Origin of the sequence: Acinetobacter sp. Ac_5812, from assembly GCF_013072695.1 — a bacterium.
In the GTDB taxonomy this organism is placed as follows: Bacteria; Pseudomonadota; Gammaproteobacteria; order Pseudomonadales; family Moraxellaceae; genus Acinetobacter.
In genome coordinates this window covers 944,313-961,037 of the sequence record NZ_LXUK01000022.1, presented here as the reverse complement: position 1 = coordinate 961,037, position 16,725 = coordinate 944,313, and the positions used below count along the sequence as shown (strand labels likewise).

Genomic DNA, 16,725 nt, shown 5'->3' with positions numbered 1-16,725 from the left:
TATGGCAGTTCAATCCTATTCACAAGAAATATGGGATCGACTCAAAGCGGTTTATGAGTCATCCCCTAAGATCACATGGCAAAAATTAGTTGACCAGGTGGGAGAGGAGTTAGGTTGTGAAATGCCTTCTCCTTCCGTTGTGCGCCGTAAAGCAATCGCTGAGAAATGGAAAAAGTGCACGAAAAATCTAGTCAAAAAGAATGCTAAACAGATCAATGATGAAATTAAAAAATTGACTAGCAAAATGACTAGTCAAAATGAAACCCAAACTAATGAAAATAAAGAGGAAAGTTGTAGTAAAAAAACCGTCAAAAAACCGTCAAAAGTAAGCACCTATGATGATGAATTTGCAAGAAATGCTCAACGTAGCAAAGTCGCAGATACAAATAAGCTTACAGCGACAAGAATCATTCGTGAAAATCGACTTCGTTCTGTGAAGTTAGCAAGTTTAATTGATTCATCTTTAGATAGTTTGCTGAGTGTAAGAAAAGACTTTCAGGAATTGGATTTAAAAACTGCAACTGAAGATGACATAGGAATGATTAAGTTCAAGATGGCAGTTACTTCTCAATTTATCGAACAAAACGTAAAACAAAGTATCAGTGTTGCGAATATAGCGAAAATAGATGCCATGTTTTGGGGATTAACAGAAGAGGACTTGAAAGACCAATCGGAAGTACAGTCAAAACGTTCAGCAGTTATTGCAGGTGCAGAGGAAAAACTGAAACTTGCAAAAGAGAAAATGGCTGAGGAAAAAAAAGCTGCCTTTGCTCGTAAATTGGCAATGATTGAAGCCGGTGATCCTGAACAAGATGAAGAACAAGAGGCAATAGCATGACACAAGCAAAATTAAATCACCGCGAATTATGTGAGGTAGGTTCTGCACTATTACGGAAGCCTGAATCTGCTAATGGTCATGGATGTCATTTTTCAATAGTTGAACCATCATGCTACGGCGAAAACCCTGATGTATTCGGGATACGCCACGGCAATGGCTACGATGTTGGGACAATCTTATTAGAAGCCAAAACAAGTCGTGCTGACTTCTTGGCTGACCGTAAAAAGCCGCATCGAATTGCACCAGAGACAGGTATTGGCAAATGGCGATATTTCATTTGCCCGACTGATTTAATCCATCCTGATGAATTGCCTGAGCGTTGGGGCCTTATCTATGTGTCTAACGGGAAAAGATGCAAATACATCAAGGGGGCAATGGCTGTGCCGAAAGATAAGCACACCAGCGAATGGAATCAAAATCCACAGTATTGGCGTAATGGAAAAGCATTAGAGCAAAGCTTCATTGATTTCACGTTCCATGAGCGAAATATTCAGAATGAATTTAATTTACTGACTATGGCTTTGGCCCGATTAAGGGATCCAGAAAGAATTCTATACATGCAAAGAAATTTCACCCGTTTGGAGTTGGAAAACCAAAAGCAAGCGCATGAAATTCTTAAATTACAGCAAGACGTAAACCTAAATGATTGTCTAAAAACATTGAAGAATTTATCGGAGCAAAGCCAATGATATCAATGACTCCAGCAAAAATTAAAAAGCGTATAGATGCCTTTCAAAAGCAATATGAAGAGGAATTGCGAAATCTGGCAGAGGAGGTTTTACAAAATAGGATCATTCCATATTGTAAAGAGCACAAACTTTCTTTTGTGATGATGAATGGTGTCCCGCGACTGGTGAATCAGTCAAATGAGTATGTGGTTTTACCAAAATTCATGCGCAACTTATTTGAAGTAACAGACGATCATGGTGATCATTTGATGTATTGGATGAATGACTTTAAATTTTCTGATACCACTGATTTCAATGAGGCGGATGAAAAGCACCACAAAAAGGCGTACACAGACCGTAGCCTAGCTTCTCTTGTATTTAGTCCAGCATTTGCATTGTTGCGGTGATAAAAGTGATGAAAACAATTAAACAAACATGGATGCAAAGCCATGCTGAAACACTTACTCAAAACATTGTCGGTTTATTAATTGGCTTTATCGTTCTGAAGTGTTTTGGACTGACGGCTTATGAAAGTTTCCAACTTCAAGCAGTAATTTTCGTTACGTCATATCTTCGGTCATATTTGATTCGTAGGTTCTTCAATCGATTTGTTGGAGCTAAACTATGAGTATGCAAAAAAATATACTACAGCATGAAATCTTTAAGACAGGGGATAATGTTGTTCCTTTATACAATCATGATGGTAATGCAGTTTTAACAGTCATAGAGCACAAAAAACTTGCAGGACTTTATAATGGTGAAAAAGTTGATTTGCTGTTATTGGATTGCGGTTTTGGCGGAAGAAAGGAAAGGCATCCAAGTAACTTTCGCCAAGCAACTACAGACGAAATTGTAGCAGGTCATAGAATTGATGACCTTCAAAAGCAGATAGATGCGGCAAATGACGTATTGACTGAGCTAAAAGAAAAGTCAGAAGCATTGTATCATCGGTGGCACATATTCAGCGATTCTGTGGCTTTGGCAGAAGCTGAAATGATTGATATGTGTGTCAAAGAGATAGAACAGGCGCTTAATACAGAGGTTTCCCATGGCTGATGTTGTCTATGAGTATGAAGGTCGGTTTAGCTGGTTTGTAGTAGAGGAAACTTTTGGAGGGTTTATTCTCTTCATGAATAACAATTTCCAATACGATTTTACCAATCTTGACGCTGCAAAAAACTGGATAGAAGAGTGTGAGTCAGAATGAGTGTTATAGGCATATGCGATGCATGCAATAGACCAGAAACATGTGAGTTTGTATTTGGTCGATGTTTATGTGATTCATGCCAATATGCCTATGAAGATGCATTTGGTGACGATGACAATGAAAATGATAGTCATGGTGATGAAGATGAGCCAATCTAAGAGTCAATTTAATGTAGGTGATAAGGTCCTCTATGTAGGTTTATGGGGATCTGATTTCAATAAAGTCGATGAGGTTGTGGGCATTATTTGGGATGATCTTCTCCTGCGGAATAAGTATCTCATTAAAGAGTCAGATTCTGGTGAGATACTAACGCAATACGGCGATAACTACCGACTTGCCGAGGCCGATGAAATCGCCGTGGGGCATCGGCTACGATCTAATCATGGGAAAAATATTTGTACTTTCGATCTGAACGGAAAGTCGAAATCGGAATCATTGCTCTAGTATCTTGAAAGAGGTGAAGAAGTGGTAAAAACTTGGCCTAAGCGATAGTTTTTACCAAAGATATTGTCCCTGATCTAATTGCTCATAAGTCTCAAGTGGTTCATCAAAAATAACATCAGAAGGATCGCAACTTAGTGTTGTGGCTGCTTCTTCTATAAGTTTGGCAGTGGCACAATACGATTCACTACTTTCAGTTAAATCTTTTAGAATATCTAAAATATGGTGAACTCTCTCACCGCTTAGTTTAATATATTCACTTGTAATTAAATCAATATGTGCAAAATGATAGTCCCTACTAAAAGGAGCATTATTCTCAGACCAATTTATATAGAATAATGCTGCATCTACTGATTTTTCTTCAATTTTATAAATAAGTTCTTGGTTCAGATGTTCAATCAGTCTTAATGATTTTTCATACTTTATATAAAAGTGTTCAATGTAGCTGAAAAGTATATGAATCTGACAAAACAGCATTGGTAGCAATACATCAACTGAGTATATTTTTTGGGGCAAATGTACTGAGCTATTTTCGATGATTGGTAGACTAATGGTTTCAATATGCCTTTTGCCCGACCAAGCCTTTCTTAAATCATATTTTAGTCCAAATACCAATAGCACATCGTCCCAATCTTCATCATCAGGTAAAATGTCACTAATAGCTTCGTATAATTCTATTAGATCATCTTCAGTACCCGAAATTTTTGCACCTAATGAAAATGGTGTCAGTGTTACTGTTAGCATTGCAAGTCCTAGCTAATTTTTAGCCAAAGAATATAACACTCGATTTGGAACATCTAGACAGGTGGTTAAATAAAGTGAAAAAAGTAAATATGTAACCAGAATGTAAGATTTATGACGAAACTCAAATTGATTGTATAGGCTTCTTTAAAATCTTTTCAAAAGCTATGTTAATCTCGAAAAGTTACAGAGACTGATTCTAAAGGAGAAGAACATGTCTGAATTTTGGAGCTATGATTTTAAAAATGGTTGGATTGAAGAGAACAATTTTATTGAAGAGTATATCGCAATAAATAATGAATCTGACTTAAGTGAAGTAATTAAAGGTCTAGGATATCGAGATGGTACTGGACTTTACCAAATTGAAGATAAACTTCTTGGAAATCCCATAAATCTTTATGAACTAGGCAAGAGTTCTGCTTTGCCAAAGTATCTAGTAGAATTTTGTCCAACTGGGAATGATGTAACTTACTTCACAACGCGAAATTTACCTAGTTTAATTGAATTGTTGAATAAGCTATCACCTCTTGTACATGCTGCCGTTGTTTGTAATCAAATCAATGACGAAACAAATGAAAAATTCGCTTAATTGGAACAATTAATATTGATAATGCCGAATTGATTCACAATCACTCTATGTAAAATTAGGGTGATTTTTTATGTCTAGCAATGATCAAGAACAAAATAGAACTTTTCTTCAATACGATGCACAAGGCTTTATTATTAGTCTAAAACAGGCAGGAAAAGACGTTTCAAAGATCGATAAAACAACCGAAGAGATTCGGGATATTTTATTGAACATGCAGAATGACTTAGAAAAAAACCTGTTAGAAAAATACCCAGATAATAAACAGCCAAAATTAAAACTAAGTGCATTGGAACAGGCACTCATTGATGCACAGATCAAACCAGTTGAGTTTGCGGATTTAATTAGAGAACAAGCTAACCCAATAATTCAAGCTACAGTGTCTTTAGATCGTATTGCGACCTCAATAGAAGATTTGATAAACGAGGCTCAATCTAATAAAGATAATCAAAATTCTAATGATAATTTACCGTCGCGTGAGGCAATAGACCTTGATTCGCCTGAGAGCATTATTCGAGAGTTTAGTGAAGATATTGCTGATACACAGCATGAACAAGAGCAACAAGATCAACCGTCAGAAATTTTAAATCAAAGTGATGTTAATGGTTCAAATGAAAGTGACAGTAGCGAACCTGTACAGCCAGAAAGCACACGAAGTAATCGTGATTCGAGGGGACGTTTTACGGGGGATGGGTCGGGAAATGAGAATAAAACTATATTAGGAAAAATAATTAGAGCCATGGGGTCAGCTTTTAAAGGTGTAATGCCAAGCTCACCACAAGGTGTAGATCCAACTGTAGATGCGATCAATGAAGTTGCAACAGTCTTGTCTCCAGTTAAGCGAGCTGCTGGCTTTATGCTACGGCCATTGACAGGATGGATGAAATCACGCAAACGTAATGAACCTTTGCCCAAGGAACAGTCTGATCATAACCGTAAACAATTAAAGCTATTGCAAAAGCTAATAGATAATCTGAAATCTAAAGGTGGAGTTTTAGGAAGTATTGGTAAGCTTCTTAGTGCTGGCGGCGGGCTGTTAGGTGGCTTATTCGGGGGGCTAATCAAGAACGGCGGCAAAATACTTAAATTTGGTAAAGGTTTGCCTGTTATTGGTGCTGTATTAACGGCAATGTCATTTTCTAATTGGGGTAATAAAACAACCAATGAAAAAGGCGGTGCTGTAGGCGGTACTGCTGGTGGTCTAGTTGGAGGTGCCATAGGCAGTATTTTTGGACCAATTGGCACCATTGCGGGTGCTGGGCTTGGTTCTATAATTGGTGAGAAAATAGGTAGTGCTGCTGCACCTTACATCAAGGAATGGACAGATTCTCTAATCGCTGCTGATATTCCATCAATGATTGAGAAGCTTTTCAGTGTAGCCTTTAAATTAACACCAGGTGGAATTGCGAAATCTTTAGCCGATTGGGGCCGTGAGAAGTGGAATTCTACTTTTAATGGTCAACCGAACCCAAGTTATCTAATGCGCCGTCAGTATGGTGGCAAAGGTGTAAATGGTGGGGAACCTGCTCAATTCGGAGCTGCTGCAAATAATGGGATACTTGGAAAGTATCAGCTATTAGCAGATGAGATTGCTAAAGGAGAAGGTTCTTATACATCAGTGAATACTGGAGGTAATCCTAAGCGTCGAGTTAAAGGTGATTTCCAATCAAAAGTTGAACATAATCTTACCAATATGACTATTGATGAGATCCTATATGCAAATAAAAAGCAATTTGGAGACCCAAATAGAATCAATGCCGCAGGGAAATATCAGATAATCGCTTCTACCCTTAAAAATGTAAAAAGGGAAATGGGCTTAACAGGGAAGGAGAAATTTACACCAGAATTACAAGATCGAATGTTTATGCATTTATTGCCAAAATCAGCAAAGAATTTCGTAGAGGGAAAAGGTGAAAACAAGGAGCGTGCCATTGCCGATATTTCTAGTGTTTGGTCATCTGTTGCAAACCCAAGTACAGGGAAAACAAGTCATCAAGATGGGATAAATAAAGCTTCGGCTAATTCAATTAACCGTATTGGTGTTGCTCTTGATTCTGCTAAAAATACATCTAATATTCAGGGTGGTGCTCTAACCAACCAAAATATAAGTAATTCCAAAACAGCAGAATCAATAATTCAAAAAGCAAAAACAAATGTTCCTGTATTGAATATGCAATCCTCAGTTACACCTGCTGCCGCTAGAATAAGTAGTCTTGGGGCGAGCTTTAACCCTACAAAAATGGAAACCAAAATTCAACCTGCAAAGGAGTTTCTGACATCACCTGCTCCACAGGAAGTTGTTGTTAAGAATCAAAATAGTGGTACTATCAATCAAAATGTGAGCAACAGATTATTAGCTCATGCAATAACAGGTGGTTTAGGGATGGGGGAAAATTGGAATGGGTAAGAGACAAAAATTAATTGTATTCATTGGCACTTTTTTCATTTTTGGTTCAGCATTTGCGGAGCCGAATCAACAAAAAGTAAAAACATGTGAAAAAATTTTAGCCGCAGGTATGTTCAATGGACTATTAGAGGATGTATGTGGCTTTGAAGGAAATGTTAAAGCACATCTATTAACTTTGTATGATGACAGTCAATGTAGAAGAATTCTTCCACAAAAAAAGGTAGATAAAATTGCAGAGGATGTTTTGGTAGATACAAAAAAGAGAATTACTGCTTATAGTAAGCATACTTTCTGTGAAGAAAATATGCAGCCATATGTTGATTTAAAGAAAGAATTTAAATAAAAAATAGCTATACAATTATATTGTAAGCAAGGAAGCTTTTGTTCATTCAATTACGGGTGGCTTTGACGTGTGTGGAAACAGAAATGGATTTAGATATAAATAGTATTGATACACGCCTAGTTAAAAAGGCAATTGAGGAGGGTAATTTAGATTTATGTAAAATTATCATAAATAGTGGTTTTAATTTTCAAAGTAAAAGATTTGATGGTTTAAGATATTTAGCGGAAAAAGTAAGCTATCCTATTGATTATGGGAATCAGTTTAACTTTACCTATCAATCAGAAAAGTATAAAAATCAGTTGTTAATTTTAAACCTCATGTTGGCAGAAAAATATAGAAATATTGAAGATATATACGGTTTAAGCCCTTTGGAAATAATGATTTCAAAGGGAGTTATAGAGTTTGTTGAAGCCATGTTGGTAAGTGGTATCATTCCAAATGGAAATTGTTTTATAGAGGCTTGTTATCATAGAGATTTTGAGATTTTTAAACTGTTATTAGTATATGAGCCAAATTGCAGAAAAGAAATTAATAGAAATTATTTACACAGAGAACATCCCACTCACATGATATTGTCTTTTGATGAGGATGAAAATCAGTGGCATAAATATAAAAGTATTGATGATGTTGAAAATTATTGTTCTGCACATCCGCGCCTATATGCAACGATTTATAAATTGATTTTGGGTGAAAAAGTAAATAATAAAAATACATCAGAAAAATTAAAGGATCATTTAGATAAGTATATCATTGAGCTAGAGATTTTTTATAGTCTATTGAGTAATTTATATCCACCAATAGATATGGAATCTTTGAATTTAAAAGCAAAAGTGGCAGAAGATGAATTTAATAAAAGAATGGTTGAAAAAATCAATATAGTTTCAACTGATTTAAATTTTTTTAATATTAAAAACTCAAAGGAGGCTTTCCTTTATGTTAACAAAAAATATGATTATATGATGGAAGGTGAGAATTTTAATTTTAGGAAGCTGATAGCGAATGAGTCATTAGAAAAGGCAATGAGTGAAATAATACCATTGCATATTAAAACATCATTAGAAAATAGTATAACTTTAAGTCAAATTGCAATGGATTTGAAAACGACAGAAAGAAAGCTAAAAAACTATATGAATAAGAAAGGTTTAATGTAAAGCTAGAGGTTTGTAATATCTTTTTATATTAGATAGAATAGACTAAATCAATATAAAATTTTGATTTTTATCTATAAATAAACAAGGTTTAAATGTATGTCTGAAAAAGCTACTGGTACTGTTAAGTGGTTTAACGAAACTAAAGGATTTGGTTTTATTCAAGCTGATACTGGCGAAGATTTATTTGCACATTTCAGTGAGATTCAAAGTAATGGCTTTAAGATTTTGATTGAAGGCCAGCGTGTTTCTTTTGTTGTTGGTCAAGGCAAAAAAGGACCGCAAGCTACTCTGATCACAGTAATCTAACTTAGTTAGATCAGAGAAAAGGCTCACCATCGGTGGGCTTTTTTTATGTGCTACACTTTAGTAATAACCTGTTAGAAGACTTCTTAATAGGTCTTGTATTTGGTCTCTAAATTGGTTATCTTAATCTCGTAGTCAATTTTAACTTCGCGAAAAGGACGCGAGCAATTTTAAGATAACCACTTCTAATAAAATTATTGATGCCTACTACCGTCAAATTAATCAACAACAAACAAGCGAGTACCATATGAATCACATCATCCACAGTCGATTTGTGGCTAGTGTTTCAGATCTTAAAAAGAATCCAATGGAAGTCGTTGGAAATGGTTTTGGTGAAGCTGTGGCAATCCTAAATCGTAATAATCCAGCCTTTTACTGCGTACCAGCTGAGATGTATGAAAAGCTGATGGATTTGATTGAAGATAAGGAACTTTTGAAGCTAGCAGAACAAGTCGATGATACTGAAACAGTTAAGGTGTCAATTAATGACTTACGAACTAGAGTTCGAAAAGAACGCCCTAAAGAAGTTTGAAAAATTAAACCCGCAAATTGCTGAACAGTTTATTCGTAAGCTGGAAGCTATACTTGAAAATCCTAAGATCCCCAAGAATAAGCTTAGTGGATCGGTCGATCTATATAAAATTAAGCTGAAAGCGGCTGGATATAGATTGGTGTATAAGGTCAAAGATGAAACAGTAGTTGTTTTAGTTCTTGATGTTGATCGTCGAGATACGATTTACAAAAACCTTTGATATTTAGGAATTTTAATACTAGGGCCTGTTAATTTGTATTAGGTAGTTAGGCCATATGCTACTATGCTTTTTAACAGGAAAAAGGTAAAAGTGTATTTAAAGTTCTATGAAGAAAAGCAGCATTGAATATTTAAGAAATTCAAATAGATCAACATCCAATAGCAAGGGATTACTGGAAGGATACAAGCTTTATTTAGAAATGAATGAGCGCAAAAATGAATACATGAGTAGATTGGTGTATGTGCGAAAGAACATACCTGAAACCGAATATCTACTATATGGTGTGAAAAATCAGGATGAATTAATTATTAAGTTGGATAAACTTTTTGTGGTAAATGCTATTGTCAGCATGCAAAAAGAAAACTAAATATTGGAACAGCCTAATAAAAATATTGGAAGTTAGGCCAAAATGACATTAACTTACTTAAGGATAGTGTCATGGGCTCTTTAAATTTAGCTACGGTTACACCAGATACACCGTATATCAAAAAAATCAAAGCCGCCTTGGAAAAGGCAACAGGTCAATCAATCCCACTGGTTGAGGTCAAAAAGGTCCAGCGTAAAGCTGGTGTAAGTGTAGTTCCTGTATTTCTTGTCTTTGCTGGTGGGCAAGAACTTAACTTATTCGCCCGCGCAAGTGCAGATGTGATCAAAGCAGAGCTGAATGGTAAAGAGGTTATCCTTCCTGGTGATTTTAGTGATGACTACCAGCAAACTTTTGACAATGCAGTTTCTGGCCTTGCAAAGCTGATTCGTGAATCACAATCTAAAGTAGAGCAACAAAACCAAAAAGATAAGGTTAAATTGCCACCACGAAAAAATCGTAGTATCCAACAACAGATTGGCGATAAACGTGAAGAAGAAAAACAGCTTGATCAAGAGCTGATTGATATGACAGCTCAGCGAGACCAGCTACAAGTACAATTAGAACAAGCACAATCTAATTCAGCTGCAGCTTAAACAAATTGGATCAAACGGCTACTTTAGGTAGCCTTTTTAATTGGAACAATCAGAAATTTTATAATGCCATTGCACCTAACCTTAACTTAAAGTTTGGGAGTCTGACATGTATCAAAATTTTCAATCCGTAATCGTTGATCTTTTTATTGTTACTAGTTTTTTAGTGCAGGTATGCCTTGCATTAGACGCAGTTAAAAAAATGATACAACCATTGGTTTTATTGCTTGATAAAGGGGTGACAGACCTTATTTTTAACAAGGCAAAAAAGCTAATTTATATACTATCGGGGTTCGTTCTTATTATCTCGATTTTGGTGACTTGGAGACTATTTGAGTTGCTTACATTTTTTGAAGTAACGGGCTGGGGCAAGTATATCTTATTGGGTGCATTCACGATTTATAGTTTCACATTTCTGGGTATTTTCATTTTTTGTAAATTGTTGCTCATGACTGCCCAAAGGTCTGGAATATGATTGATTACACCAAAATCATGGCAATGATTGAGCACTGGCTTCAGTCAGAGGTCAACGGATATTTTGGATCTGATTATGGTCCAGATTGGAATAGTCTTTTCCTTGGGCCTTTAAGTGCGCCTGTTGCGAACACATTCATTGAAAAAATGAAAAGCGATATTCCTATTCTAAAACAATTAAGCCCTGATCAACTCCAATTATGGTCACAAGATGAAGGCTTTGAGACCAAGGTTATTTATCTACGTGTGGCTAATCAAGTAGCCATCAATTTGAACCAGGTGCGGGATATGCAAGTAGCACGAAACGGAGAGACTTTTGATGTTGACGCAAGCTGATTTTGAAGCACGCCTTGTAGCGAATTTAGATGATTTTGAAATTCTTGAACGCTACAACGCCCAAGATCCAATCGTATTAAAATATTTACGTTCACTTGGCGCGTACTTGGCCTTATTTAGTCAAGACGTCGATATCTCAGAAATTGAACCATTCTTAAAAACGAGAGATAGATCAATTATCGCGGATGCTACAAACAAAGGTATTTTGCCTATTGGCATGCCGACTCAACACATCATCGAAGTCATCAATCGCTCTTCAAATAGCATTACCCTTAGTCAGGGACGAATTATTGAAGATAATAGCGGTGGTCGACCTTGGCGATTGCTTCAGTCAGTCACTGTAAATGCCGGTGAAATAGGTGAAGTGTTGGGCGAGCAAAGTGAATATAGGGAAGTTGAATACACAGTTTCTAATACAGATACTTTTCATCGTGTACAGCTTCTCCTACGCGAAGATTTATCGCTGGCAGGTTTAACGGTTAGAGATAATGCAAATCAAACCTATAACTTAAAAAAACGCTGGATGAACGTTCCTCCATTAGATTTTGCATTTAATCTTACAACCGATAGCTTACGTCGTTTGTTTATTGAGTTTGGCGATGATGAGCGAGCGGGAAGAACTGCACAAGCGAACCAAGTGTTTACCTTTGGGTTATTAGAAACATATGGAGAGGTTGAGATATCACGCTTGAAAGATGCATCGCTTGTAGATGTTTTAACAACTGACGAAACTAAAGTATCAGTCCGTTTTAAACAGGGTGGCATTGTTAGAGCAGGTGCTGATCCGTTAAATATATCGCAATTAAAAGTCTTATCTTCTTACCCAGCTCTCTATGATGAAAATGCAGTATTCCTTGGTAATTTTGATTACTCAGTTCGGCAAAAATTTATGGCTCGTTGCCATTTTATTGCTGTATGGAATGAAAATGAACAAGACCGCTACTATGGTGTGACTTATCAGGATATTAATCATTTACACATTGCTATAGTTGCGAAAAACGAAGCAGAACAGGCTAATCTTGAGCTAGAAATTATTCAGTATATTGGGCAATTAGATAGTTTGTATAAGGACCGCGTTAAAGTTCATGCTGTAATAGAAAAACCTTTTGCACTTACATTAAATGGTCGTTTAGCTGCAGTACATGATCTAGATGGAGTTAAGGCTCAAATCAAAGGTTTATTGGTTGATCGATATGGCCGTTCAAAACTTAGTGCCAGTCGTTGGCTGGTGAATGGTTTTAACTCACAAGAAATATCCACACAATTGAGAAAAAACATAACTGCATTTCAGGACAATATTAGCGACTTCTCTTTGATAGTTCCTATTGCATTAAATAAGCCACATGAATGGGTCTACATTGCCCAAGATAGTATTACATTGAATCTTGAGCGAACCGCGGAAACGGGGACGGCATGGATATTTTAAATTTTACACGTCCTGTAGATGAGCAAGCTAATAATCATGCAGGTTTAGAGACAGCGATGTCAAAGGCTTTTAAACAAGTCTTTGCAGATGTATTTCAAAACCAACTTCAAAACCTTTTAGATTATGGTGCACCCCATATAGGGAGTCCAGAAGTTATTGAGCGTTTCTCAAAACAGGATGGATTAGTTGTCTTGCGTCGACCTGTGTCATCGGACCAGTTGATGCGTGTGATTTATGCAAATTGGTCCAGTATTGCGAGTGAGCGCGGTCTAGGTTTTCTAGAGTTTGTGATGCGTATGCTATGGACTGATCAATGGGTCATTAAACGGATGTGGCATCCTATTAGTACTTATACCAATTATCCGCAATACATTATTGATGAGGAACGGCCAGATCACTTTCTCACTAGTCGGATTCAAATCACAATTGATGAAACAGTGGATCTATCCGAGATCGTTGAACTATCTCCAATTCTTCGAAAATTAGTACCAGCCAATATTGTTGTGAAAGTAAATGCCAAAGAATTAAATGTAAATGGCGAATTTCCCATTGGGGTGGGACTTATCAGCAAAACGTTTCTAATTCAAGATCATAGTATTGGTATTGGAACTAACTAGAACTGCAAAATCTAAGCAATGGTTTTATGTATTTGTTTGATTAAGAAACAACATAAACCATTGTTAGGATTAATACATGTCTCAAGACAATAATGAACAACATGCACTTACCACCGATGTCGGCAGTGATGGCAATCTAATCATAGAGCAGTTTCTTGGATTTTCAGGTAAAGAACTACCTGAAGATGAGTTTGAAAAAGTTTTAGAGGGGCAGGTAGTTGAAGGCGTTACGACTTACAAACCTGCGACTTATTACAACATTTCAGCAGATCCTGACTCTTTAGATTATAACCAACCTTTTGATATGCCTATTCACTTTCAAGATGGTCCGACAGTCATTGATGGTGTGAATGGTGTTACCAGTGAGTCACTTTTAAAAATATTGATTCATCGTACTAAGTATTTAGATAGCAAAATTCCATCAGATCAAAATAAACAAGCCATTACAGCGATGGAAACTGCTTTAGCTGCATTTGATGCACGCACAGCAGAACGCCAAGCGCGTGGTATTGAAGGTCAACAAGCGGAATAACTTTTAACTCAGCCCTAAGCAAGTTTGCCTAGGGCATTTTTTATTCTTATGAGGATTGCAAAATGCGTATTAGTCATATGTCTTTGATGGGTGTTTTAGGGGCAATATTTAGTGGAACAAGTGCAATAGCAGGTGATGCTATTCCTCGATCTCACAGTAAATTTACTTTACCTGAATACACACCAACTAAGGTCGATAAGAAGCCGAATAAGGTTAGCCAAAAGAAACGTCGCCTTAAACTTCGTCGTTTAGGTCATAAATAACATGTGGAGTTTACCAATGAAATTAATCGTAATGATTTTGTTGGGAATAGTTCTATTGGTTAATTGCCTAATCTGGTTGATCGCATTAATCACTCCATTACTTATTGAACGACGAAAAGGTCATCAAAATGCTAACTAAAATTTATTGTCCAATTCATCAAAATACTCAATATATTGATTTAGCTTATGTCGAGTATGTTGAATCAGCAGAAACCAAATATTGTGCTAATTGGGTACCAAATCAAGGTAAATATACAGAGGTCACATTTGGGATGAAAAGTGGAAATGTTATCCATGTGACGATGGAAAAATCGAAGCTTGAAACACTTATGAAAATAGAAGTTGTTGAATAATGTGTCCATTGGAACTCATCATTAATTAACCTTTAATCGACTGTAAAAATAACCCTAATACATAAATATTAGGGCTTTTTCATGACTGCTTTAAAAGGTCGTAAAACGAAAAGAATTACATATAACCTATATGATCGGGGGCGCTTGCACTCTGGAAAAGACCGTAGCAATGTTGATATGAAAGCTATGATCGCCCAAATAAATGATCCTTCCGTTCAAGACATGATTAAGTCAGGCACTTTTTGGGGTTATAACGGTCATGAAATTCGCCGTCGCTTCGGAATGAATCCACCTGATTCAGTCATTATCGATGGCAAAGTTGTCTATTTAGAGCGTTCTATTCGTACTTTAGAGTCCACGGCAAAGCCGAATGGTGATGTAACACACGTTCATGAGTTTCTAGAAAACGAATCGGGTGAATATGCTCGTAAGCAATATCTTGCACGTGCAGGTGGTTTTAGCTCTGCTCAAAACTATAAGCGGGCAGGTCTAGGTCTTATCCCTGTTGGCTTTTATGGTTTTGATTACGTCATGCAGCCTAACTATGCAACCAATGTGGGTGATGGTCAATTATTCGATGGTTTAGCAATTCCCGAAGAACAAGACGGATTAATCGCAAGTTTTGATGATGCTACGGATGTCACTCAACTTTCAGCAGCTGATGCAATGATTGCACACTTATTAGAACAACAAATTCTAAGAGATTTTGACAATATTCATATTCAATCAGAGCTCTTAAACATGAATGGTCAAGCACTAGATCAAATTGATGTGTTGGCTAATCAGATTGCCGGTCGTGAAAGGAGAGAAGCACTCCAAGCACAGCGTAAACAAGATCTAAGTACAGGTTTAGTAGGTGTAATACGCTCGTTTGATTCTGTATGTGAAGAGGCAGACACACTTCTATCTCAAAGTGATTTAGCACGTATGCGACTGAATGGTGAAGCACCAAGCCAAAATAAAACAAAGCCACGCCTGTTTAAAAGTATCTTTGGATTCGGAGGGTAAAACTTATGTCTTTACCTAAAGATTCTCTTAAATGTATTCAAGATGCTTGGTACAAACTTTTAGTTGATTTCCGCGCCTGGTATATGCCTGAGACGATTCTGACAAATGAATGGAAAAAGCGAGATATAGGAATAGCTATTAAATCTTGCCCTAGTCGAATGATGGACGACTCTGAAGCAATGTTGGCAGAGTATCGTAAAAATCAAAATGCTGATGTTGTTGCGGGTGCAACGGCGTTTATGCCAATTATGTTGACTGCAACAGCTGCAATTGATCAGCCACCGGATACGATGCAGCTGATACCAATGCCATATTTTGTACCAATCTTAATAGGTGATAAACAGGTCAGAATTCGATTAATTGCCAAGACTGTAAGAGCACAAATAGCATTCTTTGCTACGAATTCGCATGATGCAAAATCTGTATGTGATCAGTTTTGTACTTATGTTCAGGATGAAACTAAACGTCGTTTCGCCGTACCGTTTGATATGGGGATGGGGCACATTCAAAAAAGTACATTTACGCTTGTAGAGAATCAGTTATTTCCTTCTCCAGTACCAAGTGAAGCAATCAATCTTTCAATATTTACAGTGGATGCTCAGCTTATCGGTTATGCACCGCAAATTATTGGCCTTGGTGGACCTTTTGATAATGATACGGGCAATGGATACAACCCAGATGGATCGGCAGTTGAAACGCCTATAAATGATTCTGTTGTTGTACAGGCGGACCAATTTGCAGATGACGGTCATACGCGAGTTTTAGCAGATCGTGACACGGGTGAGATAACTGTGGAGCGTATCAATGACTGAAATTATTAAGATTGATGCCCGAGTAACTGGATTTTCAAATGATCAGGTTCGATTAATTAGTCTATGTTTCCCCGATTCAGGTGAAATTTTAGTTCAGAAAATTGATATTTTCACGACTTTGCCAGTTAGACCTGATCAACAAGCAGATACGATTGTTGTCACAGATTCGCCTAATTTAATTCAAAACTGGCAGCTAAAATTTGATCCTAAAGAACATTTAGAAGAAGTAATTAGAGTCTATCAATCGTCGTTTAGAGGTGGGCTCGTCGAATTCGAGACTTCATTAGAACGTTATAATCCAATGAACATTTTGCAAGTCCGTAAAATTGATAAAAATGGACTGCAGCAAGAATTTGATAGTAGCTCTTTAGACAATGGGCATATTGCCGCTCTCATTTCAATTTGGGCAAGTAATCGAATTGCCGTATCTCATGCTGTTACATCTAAAGAGGAAGTAAAAGAAGAATACATTGATAGAACTATGTTGCCGTTTAGCATTTAACGGTGATG

General features: G+C 36.8%; 25 protein-coding genes. 24 read left to right on the top strand and 1 reads right to left on the bottom strand.

What is annotated here, in order from left to right:
• Position 1: 1 nt before the first annotated feature.
• The 6 genes from A7P55_RS18025 (at position 2) to A7P55_RS18000 (ending at position 3,157) form a co-directional block, all read left to right on the top strand.
• Positions 2–838: a hypothetical protein gene (locus A7P55_RS18025; RefSeq protein ID WP_171553172.1), complete on the top strand. Its 837-nt coding sequence runs from the start codon at positions 2–4 to the stop codon at positions 836–838.
• Positions 835–1,527, top strand: coding sequence for an adenylosuccinate synthase (locus A7P55_RS18020; protein WP_171553171.1), 693 nt, complete (start codon positions 835–837; stop codon positions 1,525–1,527). Before A7P55_RS18025 ends, A7P55_RS18020 begins: the two co-directional genes overlap by 4 nt.
• 5 nt (positions 1,528–1,532) lie before the next feature.
• A complete protein-coding gene (locus A7P55_RS18015) occupies positions 1,533–1,913 on the top strand; it encodes a hypothetical protein (RefSeq protein ID WP_171553170.1) in 381 nt (126 codons plus the stop codon).
• A gap of 217 nt (positions 1,914–2,130) precedes the next feature.
• On the top strand, positions 2,131–2,562 hold the full coding sequence (locus A7P55_RS18010; RefSeq protein ID WP_171553169.1) for a hypothetical protein: 432 nt from the start codon (positions 2,131–2,133) through the stop codon (positions 2,560–2,562).
• Entirely contained in the window at positions 2,555–2,713 is a 159-nt protein-coding gene (locus A7P55_RS18005; RefSeq protein WP_171553168.1) for a hypothetical protein, read from the top strand. The genes A7P55_RS18010 and A7P55_RS18005 overlap by 8 nt, the downstream gene beginning before the upstream one ends.
• Before the next feature lie 18 nt (positions 2,714–2,731).
• Positions 2,732–3,157, top strand: a complete 426-nt coding sequence (locus tag A7P55_RS18000; protein WP_171553167.1) for a hypothetical protein — start codon at positions 2,732–2,734, stop codon at positions 3,155–3,157.
• Between the two features lie 51 nt (positions 3,158–3,208).
• Here A7P55_RS18000 and A7P55_RS17995 read toward each other — a convergent pair whose 3' ends face one another.
• The gene (locus A7P55_RS17995) at positions 3,209–3,898 is read right to left on the bottom strand and encodes a hypothetical protein (RefSeq protein ID WP_171553166.1); all 690 of its coding nucleotides are present in this window, start codon (positions 3,896–3,898) and stop codon (positions 3,209–3,211) included.
• Between the two features lie 211 nt (positions 3,899–4,109).
• Here A7P55_RS17995 and A7P55_RS17990 point away from each other — a divergent pair, with 211 nt between their 5' ends.
• The 18 genes from A7P55_RS17990 to A7P55_RS17905 all read left to right on the top strand — a co-directional run bounded on the left by A7P55_RS17990 (position 4,110) and on the right by A7P55_RS17905 (position 16,717).
• Complete coding sequence (locus tag A7P55_RS17990; RefSeq protein ID WP_171553165.1) at positions 4,110–4,484, top strand: hypothetical protein; 375 nt, start codon at positions 4,110–4,112, stop codon at positions 4,482–4,484.
• A 70-nt stretch (positions 4,485–4,554) separates the two neighbouring features.
• Positions 4,555–6,888, top strand: coding sequence for a hypothetical protein (locus A7P55_RS17985; protein ID WP_171553164.1), 2,334 nt, complete (start codon positions 4,555–4,557; stop codon positions 6,886–6,888).
• A complete protein-coding gene (locus A7P55_RS17980; protein ID WP_171553163.1) occupies positions 6,881–7,231 on the top strand; it encodes a hypothetical protein in 351 nt (116 codons plus the stop codon). The genes A7P55_RS17985 and A7P55_RS17980 overlap by 8 nt, the downstream gene beginning before the upstream one ends.
• 83 nt (positions 7,232–7,314) lie before the next feature.
• On the top strand, positions 7,315–8,382 hold the full coding sequence (locus A7P55_RS17975; protein WP_171553162.1) for a hypothetical protein: 1,068 nt from the start codon (positions 7,315–7,317) through the stop codon (positions 8,380–8,382).
• Between the two features lie 96 nt (positions 8,383–8,478).
• Entirely contained in the window at positions 8,479–8,688 is a 210-nt protein-coding gene (locus tag A7P55_RS17970) for a cold-shock protein (protein WP_171553161.1), read from the top strand.
• 244 nt (positions 8,689–8,932) lie between these two features.
• The gene (locus A7P55_RS17965; RefSeq protein WP_171553160.1) at positions 8,933–9,217 is read left to right on the top strand and encodes a type II toxin-antitoxin system Phd/YefM family antitoxin; all 285 of its coding nucleotides are present in this window, start codon (positions 8,933–8,935) and stop codon (positions 9,215–9,217) included.
• A complete protein-coding gene (locus tag A7P55_RS17960; RefSeq protein WP_171553159.1) occupies positions 9,171–9,437 on the top strand; it encodes a type II toxin-antitoxin system RelE/ParE family toxin in 267 nt (88 codons plus the stop codon). Before A7P55_RS17965 ends, A7P55_RS17960 begins: the two co-directional genes overlap by 47 nt.
• A gap of 106 nt (positions 9,438–9,543) precedes the next feature.
• Positions 9,544–9,804 carry a hypothetical protein gene (locus tag A7P55_RS17955; protein WP_171553158.1) on the top strand — a complete coding sequence of 87 codons (261 nt, stop codon included), beginning with the start codon at positions 9,544–9,546 and terminating at the stop codon, positions 9,802–9,804.
• Between the two features lie 71 nt (positions 9,805–9,875).
• Entirely contained in the window at positions 9,876–10,397 is a 522-nt protein-coding gene (locus tag A7P55_RS17950; protein WP_171553157.1) for a hypothetical protein, read from the top strand.
• Between the two features lie 468 nt (positions 10,398–10,865).
• A complete protein-coding gene (locus tag A7P55_RS17945; RefSeq protein ID WP_171553156.1) occupies positions 10,866–11,204 on the top strand; it encodes a hypothetical protein in 339 nt (112 codons plus the stop codon).
• Positions 11,188–12,630, top strand: coding sequence for a hypothetical protein (locus A7P55_RS17940; protein WP_171553155.1), 1,443 nt, complete (start codon positions 11,188–11,190; stop codon positions 12,628–12,630). The genes A7P55_RS17945 and A7P55_RS17940 overlap by 17 nt, the downstream gene beginning before the upstream one ends.
• Positions 12,618–13,247 carry a hypothetical protein gene (locus A7P55_RS17935; protein WP_171553154.1) on the top strand — a complete coding sequence of 210 codons (630 nt, stop codon included), beginning with the start codon at positions 12,618–12,620 and terminating at the stop codon, positions 13,245–13,247. The genes A7P55_RS17940 and A7P55_RS17935 overlap by 13 nt, the downstream gene beginning before the upstream one ends.
• A 76-nt stretch (positions 13,248–13,323) precedes the next feature.
• A complete protein-coding gene (locus A7P55_RS17930) occupies positions 13,324–13,779 on the top strand; it encodes a hypothetical protein (protein ID WP_171553153.1) in 456 nt (151 codons plus the stop codon).
• 62 nt (positions 13,780–13,841) lie between these two features.
• Entirely contained in the window at positions 13,842–14,042 is a 201-nt protein-coding gene (locus tag A7P55_RS17925; protein ID WP_252727884.1) for a hypothetical protein, read from the top strand.
• Positions 14,043–14,170: 128 nt separating this feature from the next.
• A complete protein-coding gene (locus tag A7P55_RS17920) occupies positions 14,171–14,395 on the top strand; it encodes a hypothetical protein (RefSeq protein WP_171553152.1) in 225 nt (74 codons plus the stop codon).
• Positions 14,396–14,476: 81 nt separating this feature from the next.
• Positions 14,477–15,403, top strand: coding sequence for a hypothetical protein (locus A7P55_RS17915; protein ID WP_171553151.1), 927 nt, complete (start codon positions 14,477–14,479; stop codon positions 15,401–15,403).
• A gap of 5 nt (positions 15,404–15,408) precedes the next feature.
• Positions 15,409–16,215, top strand: coding sequence for a hypothetical protein (locus A7P55_RS17910; protein WP_171553150.1), 807 nt, complete (start codon positions 15,409–15,411; stop codon positions 16,213–16,215).
• Entirely contained in the window at positions 16,208–16,717 is a 510-nt protein-coding gene (locus A7P55_RS17905; protein ID WP_171553149.1) for a hypothetical protein, read from the top strand. Before A7P55_RS17910 ends, A7P55_RS17905 begins: the two co-directional genes overlap by 8 nt.
• Positions 16,718–16,725: the final 8 nt, after the last annotated feature.